Annotated in this window: 14 protein-coding genes and 1 pseudogene; 3 read left to right on the top strand and 12 right to left on the bottom strand. The window is 74.1% G+C overall.

What is annotated here, in order from left to right:
- Nucleotides 1-26: 26 nt before the first annotated feature.
- The 5 genes from ICW24_RS02925 to ICW24_RS02905 are packed head-to-tail and all read right to left on the bottom strand — an operon-like array spanning nt 27 to nt 6,866.
- Entirely contained in the window at nt 27-1,037 is a 1,011-nt protein-coding gene (locus ICW24_RS02925; RefSeq protein ID WP_226344188.1) for a metal ABC transporter permease, read from the bottom strand.
- The gene (locus ICW24_RS02920) at nt 1,030-1,962 is read right to left on the bottom strand and encodes a metal ABC transporter ATP-binding protein (protein ID WP_226344187.1); all 933 of its coding nucleotides are present in this window, start codon (nt 1,960-1,962) and stop codon (nt 1,030-1,032) included. The genes ICW24_RS02925 and ICW24_RS02920 overlap by 8 nt, the downstream gene beginning before the upstream one ends.
- The gene (locus tag ICW24_RS02915; RefSeq protein WP_226344186.1) at nt 1,959-2,957 is read right to left on the bottom strand and encodes a metal ABC transporter substrate-binding protein; all 999 of its coding nucleotides are present in this window, start codon (nt 2,955-2,957) and stop codon (nt 1,959-1,961) included. Before ICW24_RS02915 ends, ICW24_RS02920 begins: the two co-directional genes overlap by 4 nt.
- A 43-nt stretch (nt 2,958-3,000) precedes the next feature.
- Nucleotides 3,001-4,989, bottom strand: a complete 1,989-nt coding sequence (locus ICW24_RS02910; protein WP_226344185.1) for an ABC transporter ATP-binding protein — start codon at nt 4,987-4,989, stop codon at nt 3,001-3,003.
- The gene (locus ICW24_RS02905) at nt 4,986-6,866 is read right to left on the bottom strand and encodes an ABC transporter transmembrane domain-containing protein (RefSeq protein WP_226344184.1); all 1,881 of its coding nucleotides are present in this window, start codon (nt 6,864-6,866) and stop codon (nt 4,986-4,988) included. The genes ICW24_RS02910 and ICW24_RS02905 overlap by 4 nt, the downstream gene beginning before the upstream one ends.
- 106 nt (nt 6,867-6,972) lie before the next feature.
- On the opposite strand from ICW24_RS02905, the gene ICW24_RS02900 reads away from it, so the two are divergent.
- From ICW24_RS02900 to ICW24_RS02890, 3 genes are read left to right on the top strand one after another with little or no spacing between them, the layout of a single operon-like run.
- Nucleotides 6,973-7,665: an LON peptidase substrate-binding domain-containing protein gene (locus ICW24_RS02900; RefSeq protein ID WP_226344183.1), complete on the top strand. Its 693-nt coding sequence runs from the start codon at nt 6,973-6,975 to the stop codon at nt 7,663-7,665.
- Between the two features lie 6 nt (nt 7,666-7,671).
- Nucleotides 7,672-8,370: a cyclase family protein gene (locus tag ICW24_RS02895; RefSeq protein ID WP_226344182.1), complete on the top strand. Its 699-nt coding sequence runs from the start codon at nt 7,672-7,674 to the stop codon at nt 8,368-8,370.
- A 13-nt stretch (nt 8,371-8,383) separates the two neighbouring features.
- Complete coding sequence (locus ICW24_RS02890) at nt 8,384-9,427, top strand: Glu/Leu/Phe/Val dehydrogenase dimerization domain-containing protein (protein WP_226344181.1); 1,044 nt, start codon at nt 8,384-8,386, stop codon at nt 9,425-9,427.
- 111 nt (nt 9,428-9,538) lie between these two features.
- Here the strand turns inward: ICW24_RS02890 and ICW24_RS02885 are convergent, their stop codons facing one another.
- From ICW24_RS02885 to ICW24_RS02855, 7 genes and pseudogenes are all read right to left on the bottom strand, one after another.
- The gene (locus ICW24_RS02885) at nt 9,539-9,640 is read right to left on the bottom strand and encodes a methionine/alanine import family NSS transporter small subunit (protein WP_226344180.1); all 102 of its coding nucleotides are present in this window, start codon (nt 9,638-9,640) and stop codon (nt 9,539-9,541) included.
- Nucleotides 9,637-11,205 (bottom strand): sodium-dependent transporter, encoded by a 1,569-nt coding sequence (locus ICW24_RS02880; RefSeq protein ID WP_226344179.1) that lies wholly within the window; start codon nt 11,203-11,205, stop codon nt 9,637-9,639. Before ICW24_RS02880 ends, ICW24_RS02885 begins: the two co-directional genes overlap by 4 nt.
- A gap of 229 nt (nt 11,206-11,434) precedes the next feature.
- Nucleotides 11,435-14,107 (bottom strand): helix-turn-helix transcriptional regulator, encoded by a 2,673-nt coding sequence (locus ICW24_RS02875; protein WP_226344178.1) that lies wholly within the window; start codon nt 14,105-14,107, stop codon nt 11,435-11,437.
- Between the two features lie 72 nt (nt 14,108-14,179).
- Nucleotides 14,180-14,605: an alternative ribosome rescue aminoacyl-tRNA hydrolase ArfB gene (gene arfB / locus ICW24_RS02870; RefSeq protein ID WP_226344177.1), complete on the bottom strand. Its 426-nt coding sequence runs from the start codon at nt 14,603-14,605 to the stop codon at nt 14,180-14,182.
- 114 nt (nt 14,606-14,719) lie between these two features.
- A pseudogene (locus ICW24_RS02865) lies at nt 14,720-16,095 on the bottom strand (MFS transporter).
- 182 nt (nt 16,096-16,277) lie between these two features.
- Nucleotides 16,278-17,045, bottom strand: a complete 768-nt coding sequence (locus ICW24_RS02860; RefSeq protein ID WP_226344176.1) for an SDR family NAD(P)-dependent oxidoreductase — start codon at nt 17,043-17,045, stop codon at nt 16,278-16,280.
- A gap of 11 nt (nt 17,046-17,056) precedes the next feature.
- Complete coding sequence (locus tag ICW24_RS02855) at nt 17,057-18,019, bottom strand: 3-hydroxyacyl-CoA dehydrogenase family protein (protein WP_372360480.1); 963 nt, start codon at nt 18,017-18,019, stop codon at nt 17,057-17,059.
- Nucleotide 18,020 lies beyond the last annotated feature (1 nt).

Genomic DNA, 18,020 nt, shown 5'->3' with positions numbered 1-18,020 from the left:
TCTCCTCGCGGGGTGCTCGGGTCCCGTCACTGTACGGCCCGGCCGGCGGGCCGCTCGGGCGCGTCGGCGACGGACGCGTGGTCGGAGTGTTCGTCGTAGTGGTCGCCGTGGTGGGCGTGACGGTGCCCGTCGTGGACGTAGTCGAGGTGGTCGTCGTGGGGGACGGCGTCGTGGCCGCAGTCGGGGCCGTGCTCGTGGTCGTGCAGCTCGGCGGGTCGGTGGCGCGCTCCGAGGCGGCGGCGCAGGGCGTCGCCGACGGCGCACGCGACGAACATGCCGATGGCGAGCAGGACGATCGTGCCGCCGGAGGGGGTGGACAGGGCGTAGCTGGCCGCCACTCCGCCCAGGCTGCAGGCCACCCCGATCGCAGCGGCGAGCAGCATCATGCCGCGGAAGCTGCGGGCGAGGAGCTGGGCGGCGGCGTTGGGCACGATCATCAGGGCGCTGATGAGCAGCAGCCCGACGACCCGCATCGACACGACGACCGTGACGGCGGTGAGCACCGCGAGGGTGATGTTGAGGCCGAGTACCGGCAGGCCCGACGCGCGCGCGTACTCGGGGTCGTTCGCGACGGCGAACAGGCGCGGCCGCAGGACCCACGTCAGCGTGACGACGGCGACGGCGAGCACCGCGAAGGCGACGATGTCGGACTGCGTCGTCGTCGTGATGGCCCCGAACAGGTAGGAGGTGAGGGCGCCGCTGCCCGCCGTCGTGGCCGACAGGACGACGACGCCGAAGGCGATGCCGCCGTAGAACATGACGGCGAGGGCGACGTCGCCGCTCGTGCGGCCGCGGGCCCGGACGAGCTCGATGACCACCGCCGCCGCGACGGCCGCGAGCAGCGCGGTCCACACGGGTTGGGTCCCGGTGAGCACGCCGATGGCGACGCCCGCGAACGCGACGTGGCCGAGGCCGTCGCCGACGAGCGACAGGCCTCGCTGCACGAGGAACGCGCCGACGAGCGGTGCGGCGCAGCCGACGAGCAGCGCGGCGAGCAGGGCCCGCCGCATGAAGTCGTAGTCGAGGAGCTCAAGCATCGTGGGTCCTCCGATCCCGGGTGCCCGGATGGGTGAGGCCGAGGGAGGTGCTCGTTCCGGCGTCGTCGTGGCGGCCGTCGTCGTGGTGATGGCCGTCGTGGTGGGTCGTGTGCTCGGGGCCACCGCGCTGTCCGTGCCGGTGCGCGTGGCCGTCGTGCCCGCCCCGTGCGCCCGGGCCCACCCAGTCGCCGGTGACGTCGCCGGCGACGTCGAGGCGGCTCGCGGGCCCGTCGAACGTGATGCGCCCGCCCGACATCGTCACGACGCGCGTGAGGATCGAGCGCAGCGGCGCGACCTCGTGGGTGACGACGAGCATCGTCGTGCCGCGCTCGGCGAGACGGGCGAGGACGGCCTCGAGGGCGCGCTGGTTGCCGAGGTCGACGCCGGCGGTGGGCTCGTCCATGACGAGGACCTCGGGTCGGCCGGCGAGGGCGCGGGCGATGAGGACGCGGCGCTGCTGTCCGCCCGACAGCTCGGCGACGTCGTCGCGGGCCCGGTCGGCGAGGCCGACGAGCTCGAGGGACTCGCCGATGATGCGGCGGTCCTCCCGGGACGGGCGGGCGAGCAGCCCCTGGTGGGGGAGGCGTCCGGCGGCGACGATCTCGGTGACCGTCGCGGCCACCGTGCCCGACAGCGTGTGCCGCTGCGGGACGTACCCGAGCAGGGACCGGCGCCTGAACCGGCGCAGCGGGGTGCCGAACAGCTCGACCGACCCGCCGAGGTGGTCGTTGAGCCCGAGCAGGCCCTTGACGAGCGTGGACTTGCCGCTGCCGTTCGCGCCGAGGAGGGCGACGACCTCGCCGGGGTGCAGCGTGAGGTCGACGCCGGAGACGACCGTGCGGTCGGCGTACCCGAAGGACGCCGACCGCAGCGCGATGATCTCGTCGGGGCGGGCCTGTCGCCCCCCGGGATGCGGTGCGGTCACGAGCAGCCCTGGCCCTTCTTCAGCGCCGCCAGGTTGGCGCGCATGATCTCGAGGTACGTGGACCCCTGGCTGGAGTCGGTGAGGCCCTCGATCGGGTCGAGGACGGCCATCTTCGCACCGGTCTCGCCGGCGACGGTCTTCGCGACGGCCGGGGTGGCGAGGGTCTCGGTATAGATGGTGCCCACCTTGTTCGTGCGGACGAACCGCGAGATCTGCGCGAGGCGGGCCGGGTCGGGCTCGGCGTCGGGCTCGAGCCCCGCGATCGGCACCTGGTGCAGGCCGTACCGGTCGGCGAGGTAGGCGAACGCGGCGTGGCTCGTCACGAGGTCGTCGCTCGCGCACCGCGCCAGGCCGGCCGTGAACTCGGCGTCGAGGGCGCCGAGGTCGGCCACGAAGCGCTGGGCGTTGCGGTCGTACTCCGCCTTGTGGTCGGGGTCGACCTCGCCGAGCCGCGTCGCGATGGCCTGTGCCACCTTCTGGTACCGGATCGGGTCGAGCCAGAAGTGCGGGTCGGTGGCGCCCGCCTCGGTCCCGTGGTCGTGGCCCTCGTGACCGGCGCCCTCCGGCTCGGACAGGGACAGGTCGGCGGGCCCGGACACGTCGAAGGCCTGCTGGAGGCCCTGGTCGGAGATCGCCTTGTCGAGCGCGGGCTGCATGCCCTTCTCGTAGACGGCGAGCCTGGACTCGGTGACCGCGGCCACGTCCTTGGGGGTCATCTCGAGGTCGTGGGGTTCGGCGCCGGGCTTGGTGAGCCCGGTGACCCGCACCCGGTCGCCGCCGATCTCGCGCACGGCATGCTCGAGCGGGTAGAACGCGGCGACGACGCCGATCGCGTCGGCGCCGCCCCCTCCTGCGGCGCCCTCCGATCCCGGCGTCGACCCGCATCCTGCGGCCCCCGCGAGCGCGAGCGCCGCCGCCGCCAGGGCGACGCGCGGGCGGCGCGTGGTCCGGCGGACGGGGTGGGCGTGGCGGGCGCGCTGGGTTCGGCGGGGCATGGCCCCGAGCCTCCCACTTACGATAATCATTGTCAAAAAGGTGTCACGACGTCCACGCCCGCCACAGCGCCGCGTATTCACCGTCGCGCGCGAGCAGCTCGTCGTGCGTACCGAGCTCGGCGATCCGGCCGCCGATGACGACGGCGATGCGGTCCGCGTCGTGCGCGGTGTGCAGGCGGTGCGCGATGGCGACGACGGTGCGGCCGGTGAGCAGGGCGTTCATCGACCCCTCGACGTGGTGGGCGGTCCGCGGATCGATGAGCGAGGTCGCCTCGTCGAGCACGAGGGTGTGCGGGTCGGCGAGCACGAGCCGGGCGAGGGCCACCTGCTGGGCCTGCCCGGGCGTGAGGGCCTGGTGCCCCGGCCCGAGCGTCGTGTCGAGACCGCTCGGGAGGGCGGCGACCCAGTCCCACGCGTCGACCGCCCGGAGCGCGCGCTGCACCTCGGCGTCGGGCACGGGCACCTCGTCGTGCTCCCGGGCGAGCACCACGTTGTCGCGGACGGTGCCGATGAAGACGTGGTGTTCCTGGGTGACGAGCGCGACCTCGCGCCGCAGCGACGCCGTCGTCAGACGCGTGAGGTCGACCCCGCCGACCTGGGCGGTGCCCTCGCGGGGCGCGTGGATGCCCGCGAGGAGTCGACCGAGCGTCGACTTGCCCGACCCGCTCGGCCCGACGACCGCGAGCCGCTCTCCGGCGCGCAGGTCGAGGTCGATGCCGTGCAGGACGTCGTGACCCTCCCGGTAGGCGTAACGCAGGTTGCGGCCGCGCAGGTCGCCGTTCGCCGGTTCCTCGTCGCCGGCGACGCGGTCGGGCGGGATGCTCGCGATGCCGATGAGGCGGGTCGTCGACGCGATGCCCACCTGGAGGCGGTCGAGGTTGTGCACGAGCTGGTCGAACGGCTCCCCGATCGCCCCGATGTAGAGCATGGCGGTCGTGATCTGGCCCAGGCTCACCCAGCCGCGGGTGTGCGCGTAGGCGGCGACGCCGAGGGTGAGCACCCGCGGCATCCCGAACGCGATGTCCATGACGATGAACAGGAGGTTGCGCAGGCTCATCGTGTAGCGCTCGGCCTGACCGGTCACGTCGAGATCGGCCCGGCCCCGCGCCTCGCGGGGCCCGGCGAGGCCGAGGGCCTCGACCGTGCGGGCGCCCTCCACCGTCTCGCTGAGGGTCGAGTTGACCAGGGCGTACGTTCCCCCCTCGTAGAGGTAGCCGGCCGGGGCCCGGCGCATGTACCGGCGCACCTGCACGAGGGAGGCCCCGATGCAGACGAGCGTGGGGACCGCCAGCAGCGGGGAGTTGAGGACGAGCGCGACGAGGGTGAAGCTCACCATGACCACGCCGATGATCGACTCGGGCAACCCGAGGCGGACGGCGACGCTCATGGAGCTGACGTCGCGCGTCATGCGCGTCACGAGGTCGCCCGTGCCCGCCGACTCGACCCGCGACAGGGGCAGGCGCAGGATGGCGCCGACAACGTACTCGCGGGCGGAGGCGAGGACGTCCTGCCCGAGCACCGCCGACGTCGTCCGGGCCCCCCACGTGAGCAGGGCCTGGACGACGACGGTCACGGCGACGGCCAGCGTGAGCGCCGCGGTGAGCGACGCGACCTGCGCGCCCCGGCCGGCCGCGACGTGGGCGACCGTGTCGTCGACGAGCGCCCCGAGCAGCCGCGGGACGGTGAGCGTCGCCACCGCCGTCAGCGCGTTGACCGCGACGAGCAGCGCGAGCAGCCGGCGACGCGACCACAGCAGGTCGCGCAGGAAGGCCGTGACGTCGGCGCGGCTCGCGATGGGCAGCCCGACCTCGTCGCCGAACTGGCGCGCCGAGAACGCCTCCGCGAGGCGGGTGCGCAGGGTGTGCCGGTCCCGCCAGGCGGCGAGCCGGGCGAGAAGACCCGCGGCGCGGGGCCGGTCGAGGTGCAACGACTCCGGGATCGCCCCGTGGGGCCGCCCACCCTCGCGCCACGTGCGCTCCGAATGGGAGGCGAAGTCGGCGAGGTCGGCGACGCCGGTCTCGGGCGCGCTCATCGCGGGCCCCCCGCGTCGGCCGGCTGCTCGTCGCGGACGACGACCGCGCGGTAGTCGGGCGAGGTCGCCATGAGGTGGGCGTGGGTCCCGCGGGTCACGGCGCGTCCGTCGCGCACGAGGACGACGTCGTCGGCGTGGCGCAGGAGCAGGGGCGAGGTCGTCGCGACGACGGTGGTCCGGCCGGCCCGGGCGGCGGGCAGGCGCTCGCCGATCGCCGCCTCGGTGTGGGCGTCGACGGCGGACGTGGGTTCGACGAGGACGAGGACCGGCGCGTCGGCCGCGAGCGCCCGGGCGAGCACGAGGCGCTGCCGCTGGCCGCCGGACAGGCCGCGGGCGCGCTCGTCGAGCCGCCCGGCCCACCCGCCCGGCAGCGCGTCGTAGACGTCGAGGGCGGCCGCGGCCAGCAGCGCCGCCTCGGCCTGTGGTCGGGTCAGGCGCCCGTGCGGTTCCACGGCCTCCTGCAGGGTGCCCGCGAAGAGCTGGGCGGACGCGTCGCCCACGAGGATCGTCGCGCGGACGTCGGCCAGGTCGGCGGACGACAGGTCGATGCCGCCGAGGCTCACGCCCCAGGGCCGGGCGGCGCGCTCCGCGTCGCGACGCGCACGGCGGGCGCGTTCCGCCTCGGCCCGGGCGCGCTGGGCCCGGGCGGCGCGGCCGACCACGCCCTCGGTCACCTCGACCGACACGGCGTCGTCGCCGTCCGCGGGCAGGTAGCGCCCCAGCCGGTCGGCGAGGGCGGCCGCCTCGTCGGTCGAGCCGCACACGAGCATCGTCAACCGCCCGCCGCGAGCCGTGATCCCGCCCTCCTCGTCGACGAGGTCGCCGTCGACGGGGAGCACGCGCGCCCGCTCCGGGGCGCGCCACGGCTCTTCCTGACCCAGGACGGCGGTCGTCTTGCGGGCCGCCACCCGCGTGCGGGTCCACTTCTGCACGAGCTGGAAGAACGTCCGCATGGGCTGCACGAGGAACAGGCCGTACCCGAGGAACGCGACGAGCTGGCCGATCTCGAGCCGCCCGGCGCCGACCTCGGCCACCCCGAGGCGGACGATGCCGACGACGAGCAGCCCCGCGAGCAGCACACCGGTCGCCTCGACCGCCGCCTCCCACGCCCCCGCGCGGACCCCGGCGCGGCGCACCCGTTGCGACTGCGCCGCGTAGTTCGCCCCGAACGTCGACTCCCCGCCGATGCCGCGCAGGACCCGCAGACCCGCGACGATGTCGGTGGCCTGCGACGTCAGGTGCGAGGTGCGGCTGCGCTCGGCGCCCTGCCACTTCTCCATCGGGCGCAGGAACGGCCACGCTGAGGCGGCCAGCACAGGCGCCGCGAGCAACACGAGCAGGCCGAGCTCGAACGACGTCGACAGGACGATGGAGGCCACGACGACGTACGCCGCGAACTCGGCGGCCGCCCGGATCGCCACCTCCATGAACCCGCCGTACTCGTCGCCGTCGGCCCCCGCGATGGACAGGACCTCGCCGGTGGGCGTGCGCCGCGGGAGGACGTGCCCCAGGTGCAGGGTCTTGTTCGTCACGAGCGAGACGGTGTCGAAGATCGCCAGCACCCAGGACCGGACGATGAGCGTGTGGTTGGCCACGCCCGCGAGGGCGCCCACGACGGTGACGAGGGCGAGCCACCCCAGCCAGCGCCAGGTCTGCGCCGGGTCCCCCGGCACGATGCCGGTGTCGATGGCCTTGCCGAGCAGCCACGGGGTGAGGGTCGGCGGCACGACCCAGAGCAGCGCGAAGACGACCGAGAGGGGCCAGATCGTGATCTGGACGCGGAACAGCCAGCGCACGAACGCTCCCGGCGACCGGGTGTCGGGGGCCGGGGCGCCGGGATCGAGGTAGGCCCGCGTGGGGCTGGGGAAGTCGCGCATCGCGTCCCTTACCGTACGGCGCACCACCGACACCGTTCCCCCCGTTTTCCGCGGCCGTGGTCCCGTTCGGGGTCGGGCCCGCTCCGGCTCCGCCTAGCCTGGGGGAATGGCCACGCTGCCGCTGTTCCCGCTCGGCACGGTCCTCGTCCCGGGGGCGCGGCTTCCGCTGCGGATCTTCGAGCCGCGGTACGTCGAGATGCTCCGGTCCCTCTTGGAGGAGCGCGAGTCGCCGGAGTTCGGGGTCGTCGCCATCCGCGCCGGTCACGAGGTGGGCGCGGACAACGTCGGCGCCCTCTTCGGCGTCGGGTGCACCGCCCTGCTCACCCACGTCGAGCGCATGGCCGACGGGTCGTACACGGTGCTCGCCCGCGGGGCCCGGCGCTTCACGGTGGACGCCGTCGACACGCGCGCCCAGCCCTATCTCGTCGGCGAGGTCACGTGGATCCCCGAGGACGACGGCGACGTCGGCCGGTGCGTGGGCCTCGCCCGGGTCCTGCGGGCGCGCCTCGTGGCGTACTCGATGCTGTTCGAGGGCGGGTCCGACGCCGCGGCCGACGAGCACGGCGATCAGCGCGACCCCGTCTCCGGGTCGCGCCCCACCGACCTGCGGGCCCTGTCCTATCGGGTCGGGGAGCTCGTCGCGCTCGCGATCACGGATCGGCAGGCCCTGCTGGAGGCGCCGACGACCGAGGACCGGCTGGCCCTCGCCCGGCGTCTCGTGCGGCGCGAGATCGTCATCGTCGACCGCCTGGGCGCGTTGCCGCACACGGTCGCCCCCGACACGTTCTCGGCGAACTGATCCACCGTGCGGGTCCTGCGCCACGTCGACCTGACGCTCCCCCTCGGTCCCGACGCCGTCGTGTACCCGGGCGACCCGCGACCCCGCTTCACGCCGGCGAGCAGCCTGTCCGAGGACGGGTCCGTCGTCCACGAGGTGACCGTCGGCTCGCAGTCCGGCACGCACGTCGACGCCCCGTCCCACGTCGCCGCCGGCGGGGCGAGCGTCGACCGCCTCGAGGTGGGCCTGTTCGCCGGCCCCGGGGTGCTCGTCGACGCCACCGCCGCGGGCGCCGGGCAGCCCATCGGCTGGGACGTGTTCGAGCCGGTGGCGCCGCGCCTGGGCCCCGGCGTGCTCGTCCTGCTGCACACCGGCTGGGTGCGGCACTACGGCACCCCCGCGTGGTTCGCGCACCCGCACCTGGACCCCGACGCGTGCGCGCGGGTGCTCGCGACCGGGGTCCGCACCGTCCTGCTCGACGCCCCGAGCATCGACCCCCACGGCGACGACCCCCTGCCCTGCCATCACCTCGTCGCCGACGCGGGGGGCGTCATCGGCGAGAACCTCACCGGTCTGGACCGGGTGAGCTGGCCCGACCCGTTCGTCCTGGCCCTGCCCCTCCCGCTGGAGGGCCTGGACGGCGCCCGGTCCGCGCCGTCGCGTTCGAGCTCGCCGCCGACCCTCGCGACGGCTCCTGAACCGGGCGCCGACCCCGGCGCGTCGTGACACCATCGACGCCATGGACGAGAGCGTCTGGGACAGCGAGCAGGTCATCACGTGCCGGGACGAGCAGGTGGGGTTGCGTGCCGTCGTCGCGGTCGACGACACGACGCTCGGGCCCGGGTTCGGCGGCGTCCGGTTCCGCGCCTACCCCGACGCCGCGGCCGCCGTGCGGGAGGCGCAGCGGCTCGCACGGGCCATGACCTTCAAGCACGCGCTGGCCGAGCTGCCCTACGGCGGGGCGAAGTCCGTGATCATCGACGACGACCCGGGGCGCGGGGGCGACGCCCGGGCCCGGCTCGTGTCCCGCTTCGGCGAGTTCGTCGCGCGCCTGGGCGGCACGTACATCCCGGGCGTCGACATGGGCACGACGATGGCCGACATGGCCGTCCTCGCCGACCAGGGCGCCAAGGTGTACTGCGCCCGACACGACCCGGCGCCGTGGACGGCCCGCGGCGTGTTCGCGGCCCTCGACGCGGCCACCCGCCACACGCTCGGCGTCGCCGATCTCACCGGGGTCACCGTGTCGGTCCAGGGGGCGGGCAGCGTGGGTGGGGCGCTCGCGGAGCTGGCCGCCGGGGCGGGCGCCACGGTCCTGCTCTCCGACGTCGACCCTGCCCGGGCCGCGGCGGTGGCCGAGCGGATCGGGGCACAGGTGGTCGATCCGCGGAAGGCGCCCTTCGTCGACGCGGACGTGTTCGCGCCGTGCGCCGTCGCCCGCGTGATCGGCCGCTCCGACGTCCCCCGCCTGCGGGCGCGGGTCGTGGCGGGGGCCGCCAACGACGTCCTCGACACCCCTGACGTCGCCGCCGCACTCGTCGAGGCCGGCGTCACCTTCGTGCCGGACTTCGTGGCCAACGCGGGCGGCGTCATCCACGAGCACGCCCGCGCCATGGGCTGGGGCGAGGACCGCCTCGCCGCGGACGTCGACCGCATCGGCGAGCGCACCTCCGGCCTGCTCGAGGCGGCGCAGGCCACCGGTTCCGCCCCGGTGGACGTCGTCCTGGACCGCGGCCGCGCGGTCCTCGCCCGGGCCCGCGCCGCCCACCGCCACCGAGAGTGACGCGACGGGAGTGACGCGGAACGGCGCCTCCCCGGGCGGGGAGGCGCCGTTCTGTGCTGGATCGGCGGTCGACCGCGGCCGGTCGGCGACCGGGCCGCGGGTCGGGGCCGCCTACTCGTCCGGGTGCTTGCGCAGGTGCAGCAGCGCGAGGACGAGGCCGCCCCACACGATGCCGAGGTAGCAGATCATCATGACGATCGCGGTGGCGCTCATCGGGGGTCCTCCTGGAGGTCGGGGTGGTGGTCGTCCTCGCTGGACTCGTCGTCCATGTCGCGGGCGCGGGTGAGGGCGTTCTCGTTCCGCCAGGGCACGAGGGTGAGGGCGACGGCGAGGACGACGAGCCCGCCCGTGATGCCCCAGCCGAAGACGGCGATGAGTTCGCCGGGCAGGTCGTTGTAGCCGTTGGCGATGAGGTCGATGATGGTCTGCGAGCCGAAGAACAGCAGGATGGCCGGCGACACGATGCCGAGGCAGAGCCACCACCCCCGGCCGACGTTGAACGAGCTGACCGCGTTGAGGTGGCGCGCCAGGTTCGGCACGACGCGGGCGATCCACACGACGACGACGACCATGACGAAGGCGTTCATCACGAGGACGACGTTGTTGATCCAGTTGTCCGTGACGTCGAGGGTGTTCAGACCCGTCGTCGTCGGGAAGAGGAGCAGCGACACGACGGCGGCGGCGCCGCCGACGAGCAGCGTGGCCGTGCGGGTGGGGATGCCGAACTTTTCGGAAATGGCGTCCGAGGGCGGCTGGATGATCGAGACGAGCGACGTGATGCCCGCGAAGACGAGCGAGATGAAGAACGCCGCGCCGAAGATCTCGCCGAACGGCATCTCCCCGATGAGCGTCGGGAAGGCGACGAAGGCCAGGCCGGGGCCGCCGGCCGCGGCCTCGCTGACGGGCACGCCCGACTGGGTCGCGAGGAAGCCGAGAGCGGCGAACACGCCGATGCCGGCGAGCACCTCGAAGCTCGAGTTCGAGAACGCGACGACGAGACCGGAGCCGGTGAGGTTGGTGCGCCGCTTGAGGTGGGAGGAGTACGTGAGCATCGCGCCGAACGCGACCGACAGCGAGAAGAAGATCTGACCGTAGGCGGCGATCCACACCTGCGGATCGAGCAGGGCGCCCCACTGGGGCGTGAAGAACGCGTCGAGGCCGACCATCGCGCCCGGTAGGAACAGCGACCGCAGGACGAGCCCCACGAACAGGATGATGAGCGTGGGCAGCAGGATCCGGTTGGCGCTGCCGATGCCCTTCTCGATGCCGAGGGCGACGATGCCGATGGAGACGGCCCAGACGACCACGAGGGGGATCGCGACGCCCGGCACGAGACCGCCGAACATCGTCTGGTCACCCTGCTGGAGGAACGTCGAGGCGAAGAACCCCTCGGCGTCGTCGCCCCAGGCGATGGTCAGGGAGAAGAAGGCGTAGCAGCTCGCCCACGCGATGACGCACGAGTAGAACGTCGCGATGACGAAGCACATGAGGACCTGCATCCACCCGATCGGCTCGGCCCACCGCATGACGCGCCGGAAGGCGAGCGGCGGGGACGCCCGGTACTTGTGGCCGAGGGCGTAGTCGAGGAAGAGCAGGGGGATGCCGGCGGTGAGGAGGGCGACGAGGTAGGGGACGATGAACGCGCCGCCGCCGGACTGGAAGGCGACGTAGGGGTAGCGCCAGATGTTGCCGAGACCGACGGCCGAACCGATCGCCGCGAGGATGAACACGCTGCGGGACGAGAAGGCCTCTCTCGAGGCGGGGCGGGGGGAGGACATGGGGGCCTTTCGTGAGGGGGGTGCGGCCCCAGCCTGACGGAATCCGGCCTCTCGCGCGCCGTCCGGACCCCGCTCGGCCGCCCCGGCGGCCGCTTCGTTGTCGTTTCGTGACCCGAATCCGCCGCGCCGGCCACCTCGGGCCGCTACGCGCGACGCATCGCCCCGAACACATCGTGAGATGTCACGAGGAACCGGCCGGTCGCGGCCGGCTCCGGTCCGTCGTGACGTCTCACGGTTCGGACCGCGGTCCGTACCGGGCGGCGAGCTCGGAGCGGGAGCGGACGCCGAGCTTCGCGTACACGCGCGTCAGGTGGTACTGCACGGTCTTGACCGAGACGTACAGCTCCTCGGCGGCCTCCCGGTTCGTGTCGCCGCGCGCGACGAGTTCGACGACGGCCGCCTCCTGCGGGGTGAGGTCGCCCCCGGCGAGGGTGCGGGTGCGTTCGAGGCCGGACGCCTTGAGCTCCCGGTCGCAGCGCGTGACGACGCTGACGGCGCCGAGCCCGGCGTAGACCTCCCGGGCCGAGCGCATCACCTCGTCGGCCTCGCGGCGGCGGCCGGCGCGGCGCAGCGTCTGGCTGGCGGCGAAGCGGAGTCGGGCGAGGTGGAGGGGCAGGGGGAGGCTCGCCAGCTCCCGCTCCGCCCGGTCGAAGGCGGCCGACGCGGCGTCGATGTCGCCGCGGGCGCCGTGGACGCGTCCGAGGGTGGCCTCGGCCGGCGCGACGCCGGAGCGATGGCCGCGAGCGCGGGCGGCGAGCAGGTGGGGGCGCACGAGGTCGTCCGCCTCGTCGACCCGGCCGAGGTGGACGAGCGCGTCACCGTAGACGTCGATCCACGGCCAGAACAGGGGGTCCCGCGCCGGGTCGCGCAGGAGGTCCATGACCGCGTCGAGGGCGCGCAGCACACCCGAGTGGTCGGCCCGGGCCTCGGCGACCTGGGCCTGGGCCAGCGCCGCCGGGAGCCGCATGATCGGGTACGCGTGGCCGTGGGCCGCGCCGGCGTGCAGCCGGCGCTCCGCCCCCTCCACGTCGCCGCGGAGGGCGAGGATCTGCGCGGCCGGCCAGTGGACGAGGGGGCGCAGCAGTTCGTGGCCCGTCGACCCGACCGCGGCGGCGGCCCGGTCGGCGACCTCGAGGCTCTCGTCCCACTCGCCGAGGACCAGCAGCGTGCGGGCGAGCCAGGCCTGCGCCCACAGCGAGATGCGGACCGAGCCGAGCGTCACCTCGGTCGGGACCGCGCTCTCGAGGCGGGCGCGGGCCGAGAGGGGCTCGTCGGCGAGCAGCTCGTACCAGCCGCGGCCCATCGACACCCGCTGCTCCTGGGCGGTCGCGGGCACGATCGCCGACAGGTCGGCGTAGTGGGCGTCGGCCGCGGCCCACTCGCCGGTCGAGGCGAGACCCAGGCCGCGGATGGCCCTCGCCTCGAGGGCGATCGGGAGATGGCCGCCGCGCTCGATCGCGCGGTCGGCCCACGTGACGACGTCGGTGCCCACGCATCGGGCCAGCGAGTGCAGCACGAGTCGGGCGCAGACGAGCGCCGCGAGGTCGGGGGGCGCGTCGTCGCACCTCGCCCAGGCGCGCCGCAGCAACGCGTCGGCCTCGTCGGGCCGCCCGCGCAGGATCGCGAGGTAGCCGAGGGTGGCGTCGATGCGCGCGGTGCGCGGCAGGCCGGTCACGTCCGCGACGAGGTCCTCGGCGTCGGCCAGGCGCCCGGCGCCGGCGAGGGCGTCGACGGCGCCCACGAGGTGCTCCGCGCGGTCCCGGGGGTCGGCGCTCATGCGGCCCGCGTCGACGAGCGCGCGGGCGCAGGAGGCCCAGGCGCCCCGCGCCGCCTGCTCCCGCGCGTGGGTCACGAGCCGGGCGGCGAGATCCGCCCGGGGGCGGGGGGCGGCGGCGACGAGGTGCCGCAGCTCGTCGCCCACGTCGCCGCGCCGCCCGCTGCGCCGCGCCGCCGCCTCGTGCACCTCGCGGACGCGGTGCGGCCCGCAGGCGTCCCGCACGGCGGCCGCGTCCATCGGGTGCGTGAAGGACAGTCGCGGGCCGTCGTGATGCTGCCGCGCGAGGAGGAGGTCGGACGGGGCGGCCGCGACGGCGTCCGCGCCCACCCCGGCCAGGGCCGCCACCTCGTCGAGGGGGTACTCGGTGTTCGCCGACCCGTCGACGAGCACGGCCAGCGCCTCGAGCAAGGACCACGTGCGGTCGGGCACCCGGGCCCGGGCCCGCTGCACCGCCGCGCGGTGCCGGCGGGTGGCGCCGAACGCGGGGCGACGCGTGTCCCAGTCGCCGGGCGGCGCCTCGCGGGCGAGATCGAGGACGTCGACGGGTCGCCCGGCGGTGAGGTCGCGGACGGCGCGGGCGACGCGCGGCCCGACGTGGTGCCCGGCCCGGCGGAGCAGCTCGCGGACCTCGTCGACCTCGAGGCCGTCGAGGGGGATGCGGTGCGCGTCGGGCAGCTCGAGCGGGGGCGGGCGGTGCGCGAGGAGCAGCAGGGTGGTGTGGTCGGCTGCGCGCACGAGGGCGGCGTGCAGCGCCCGCAGCGACGCCGGATCGGCGTCGTGGGCGTGATCCACGAGCAGCACGAGCCGACCCCGCTCCGCCAGGGCGGGTGCGTCGAGCAGCCGCCGCCCGACGGCGACGGGGTGCTCGCCCGGGTCCGCCGTCAGGCCCACCTGTTCGAGGAGGGCGTAGGGCACGTCGGTCTCCCACGCGCTCGCGACGAGCCGCACGACCGGCTCGGGGGCGACGCCGGGGCGTGCCAGCACGTCCTCGACGAGCGCCGAGACACCGACCCCCGGCGGCCCCTCGACGAGCACCGTGCGGGGCCGTGTCGGGTCGGTGAGGACGGCCGCGAGGTCCTCGGCCTCCCGCGCTCGACCGACGATCGGCTCGCCCGGGCGGCTCATCCCGCCACCGTAGCTCGGGGCCGGGCCCTCGAGGGGTCGACGCCCGGCCCTCGTCCCTTCACCGGACGAGCGTCACTCGGCGGGACGCGACCGGCCGCGCTTGACCTGGGACCGGCGCTTCTTCGACTCCAGGCGCCGCGCCTTCGACCCGCGGGTGGGCCGGGTGGCCCGGCGTCCCGGCGGGGGAGGGGCGGCGGCCTCGCGCAGCAGCTGGGCCAACCGGGCCCGCGCCGTCCGGCGATTGGCGAGCTGGCCGCGGTGCTCGGCGGCGACGACGGTGACGCGGCCGCCGACGAGGCGCCGACCCAACCGGGCGGCGATCCGCGCCCGCAGGTCGGCGGGCACGGAGGCGGACCGTTCAACGTCGAACGTGAGCTCCACGCGGGAGTCGCTCGTGTTGACGCCCTGCCCGCCCGGCCCGGAGGCGTGGGAGTAGCGCTCGCTCAGCTCACCCGGCGGGATGCGGAACCGCGAGGTCACCACGAGATCGCCGTCCATGCGCCCATCGTCCCATCGGGGCCGGCGGCCGGGCGCCGGGCGGCGCCGGTCCCACCATCGACGCGACGCGGGCCCCGACATCGTGTCGGGGCCCGCGTCGTCGATCGAGACCGGTCAGTGACCGACGGCCGCCGAGTCCTCGGCCTCCTTCGCGAGGAGCGCGTCGGACTTCGCGTGGAAGAACCGCGTGGCCCATATCATCACGGCGGCGAGGAAGGCGAAGACGCCGAGGGACATGACGCCCCACACCCCCGAGTCCGTCGGAACCGCCTCGTTGATGCTGGTGCGCATGATCGGCGCGACGAAGCCGCCGAGGTTGCCGAGGGAGTTGATGAGGCCGATGCCGCCGGCCGCCGCGGCTCCCGTGAGGAACGCCGTCGGGAACGACCACGTGATCGGACCGACCGACAGGAAGCTCGCGACCGCGAACGTGATGCACAGGATGCCGGGAACGGGTGACCGTTGGCCCCCGCCCAGCCGGACCCGAGGATGAACACGCCGGTAAGGACGTAGAAGATCGCGCCCCAGTTGCGTCGGCGCCGGACGGTGGTCGCCGAGCGGCCGAAGAAGTAGCAGGCGAAGAGCCCGACGAACCACGGGATGGCGGCCACCAGGCCCACCTGCCACCCGACCTTCGTGCCGAGCAGGCCGGCCACCTGCTGGGGCAGGTAGAAGGTCGTGCCGTAGACGGCGATCTGGAGGCAGAAGTAGATGACCGTGAAGTACCAGACCTTCCAGTTGCCCAGGGACCGCCACAGGCCGGCGGGCCCGTCGTCGGCGCGGACGCCGTCCTCGACGGCCATGACGTCGATGAGGGCCTTCTTCTCCTCGTCGTTCAGCCATGTCGCCTTCTGCGGGCTGTCGGTGAGCAGGAAGAACGCAGCGATACCGGCGACGACGGCGAGCATGCCCTCGGCGAAGAACATCACCTGCCAGCCGTGCCACGGGGTGACCTGGTCGCCGAAGGAGATGAGCCCGCCCGAGAGCGGGGCGCCGATCATCTGCGAGAACGGCTGCGCGAGGTAGAACAGCGCGAACATGCCGACGCGCACCTTGTTCGGGAACCATTCCGACAGGAACATGATCACGCCCGGGAACAGACCGGCCTCGGTGACGCCGAGCAGGAATCGCAGGATGATGAACATCGTGTCGTTCGTCGTGAAGGCGAAGAGCGACGCGACGATGCCCCACGTGATGGCGATGCGGGCGAGCCAGAAGCGGGCGCCGAACTTTGTCAGCAGCACGTTCGAGGGCACCTCGAACAGGGCGTACCCGATGAAGAAGATCCCGGCGCCGAGGGCGAACGCGCCGGCGGAGATGCCGCGGTCGGCCTTGAGGGCCGCCTCGGCGAAGCCGACGTTCGTGCGATCGAGGAACGCGACGAAGTAGAGGATGATCAGCATCGGCATCAGATGCTGGGCCGCCTTCTTGACGGCGGAATCCAGGGCGGGATTGCCGAGCGAGATCGAGCTCGCTGATGAGTTGCTCACCGAATGCGCTCCTTTGCGTGCGGTGTCGAGCGGGAGTCCCTCGGCGCAGGTGCCGAGGAACCAGGTGTCTACGAGAAGACGGAAGGCCAGATCATCCAGGCGCCCATGACGACGAGGACGATGCCGATGAGAAGAAAGAGGATGCGAGAGGTCGACCAGGGACCGCGCATGGGCCGCCCTTCCTAGTGCATGTAGAGGCCGCCGTCGACGTTCAGGGTCTGACCCGTCACGAATCCGGAGTCCTCGCTGATGAGGTACGAGATGGCGGCGGCGATGTCGCGCGGGGTGCCGATGCGCGGCAGGACGCCGTCGGCCGCCATCGCCGTCTTGCGCTCGTCGGTGAGCGTGCCGCCCATGATGTCGGTGTCGATGGGCCCGGGCGAGATGGCGTTGACCGTGATGCCCCGCGGACCGAGCTCGCGGGCGACGGAGCGGGTGAAGCCGATGACGCCGGCCTTGGCCGCGGAGTAGACCGTCTTGGAGAAGGTGCCGCCGCCGCGCTGGGCCGAGACCGACGACAGGTTGACGACCCGCCCGACCCCGTTGGTCACCATCGACTCGACCGCGCGTCGCGTCGCGTAGTGGACGCCGTTCATGTTGATGCCCATGACGCGGTTCCACTCCTCCGGCGTCACCTCGAGGTAGGACACGGGCGAGGAGACGCCGGCGAGGTTGACGAGCGCGACGAGCTGCGGAAGCGCGGCCTCGAGCTCGTCGAAGGCGGCACGCACCTGCGCCTCGTCGGCGACGTTCGCGCCGGCGCCCGCCGCCTGCACGCCGTGCTGCTCGGCGATCTCGGCGGCGACGGCCTTGGCCGCCGCGTCGTCGAGGTCGATGATGCCGATGTTCCAGCCCTGCTCGGCGAGGTAGTGGGCCGAGGCGCGGCCGATGCCGCGCGGCGAGGCGGCGCCGGTGAGGACGACGGTGCGGGATGCCGGGAAGGTGGTCATGTGCTGCTCCTTCACGCTTCGGGGTGGATGGGGGCCGGGCCGAGCTCGTCCTTGAGCTTCGCCATGGCGACGTAGGCGCGGTTGCGGTAGGCGACGAGGTCGTCGGCGCGCTCGGCGGGCACGTCGAGGTAGCCGGCGCCCGACTTCGTGCCGAACTTGCCCGCGTCGACGAGCTCGGCGAGCGAGGCCGGCGTCGCGAACCGCTCGGGCCAGCGGGTCTGCAGCGACTCGTAGCAGAAGGAGTAGACGTCGAGCCCGGCCATGTCGGCGATGGCGAACGGGCCGAAGAACGGCAGCCGGAACCCGAACGTCGTGCGCACGACCGTGTCGATGTCGTCGGCCGTGGCGACGCCCTCCTCGACGAGCTGGGTCGCCTCGTGGAACAGCGCGTACTGCAGCCGGTTGAGCACGAACCCGGTCGAGTCCTTGATGCGCGCGGTCTCCTTGCCGCTCGAGGCGACGATCTCCTCGACGACCGGCAGGATCGCCTCGTCGGTGCCCGCGTGCGGGATGAGTTCGACGCCGGGGATGAACGGCGCCGGGTTGGAGTAGTGCACGCCGAGGAAGCGTTCGGGCCGCTCGACGGCCTCCGCGAGCCTGCCGATGAGGATCGTCGAGGTGTTCGAGCCGATGATCGCGTCGGGGCGGGCGGCGGCGCTGATGCGGCGCAGGGTCTCGTGCTTGATCTCGATCTTCTCGGGCACGGCCTCCTCGACGAAGTCGGCGCCGGCGACGGCGTCCTCGATCGAGTCCGCGGCGGTGACGCGCGCCTCGATCCGTTCGACGGCGTCGGACGGGAACAGCCCGTCGGCGACGAAGGTAGCGGCCTCGGTGAGGAGGCGCTCGCGGTTCGCGGCGGCCACCTGCGCCGAGACGTCGGCGAGGCGCACGTCGTGGCCGCCGAGCGCGAGCACCTGGGCGATGCCGCCGCCCATGTAGCCGGACCCGACGACGGCGATGACCTTGGGGTCCATC

The sequence above is a fragment of the Agilicoccus flavus genome, from assembly GCF_014857905.1.
Lineage (GTDB): Bacteria > Actinomycetota > Actinomycetes > Actinomycetales > Dermatophilaceae > Agilicoccus > Agilicoccus flavus.
This window is presented reverse-complemented; position numbering and strand designations above follow the sequence as displayed.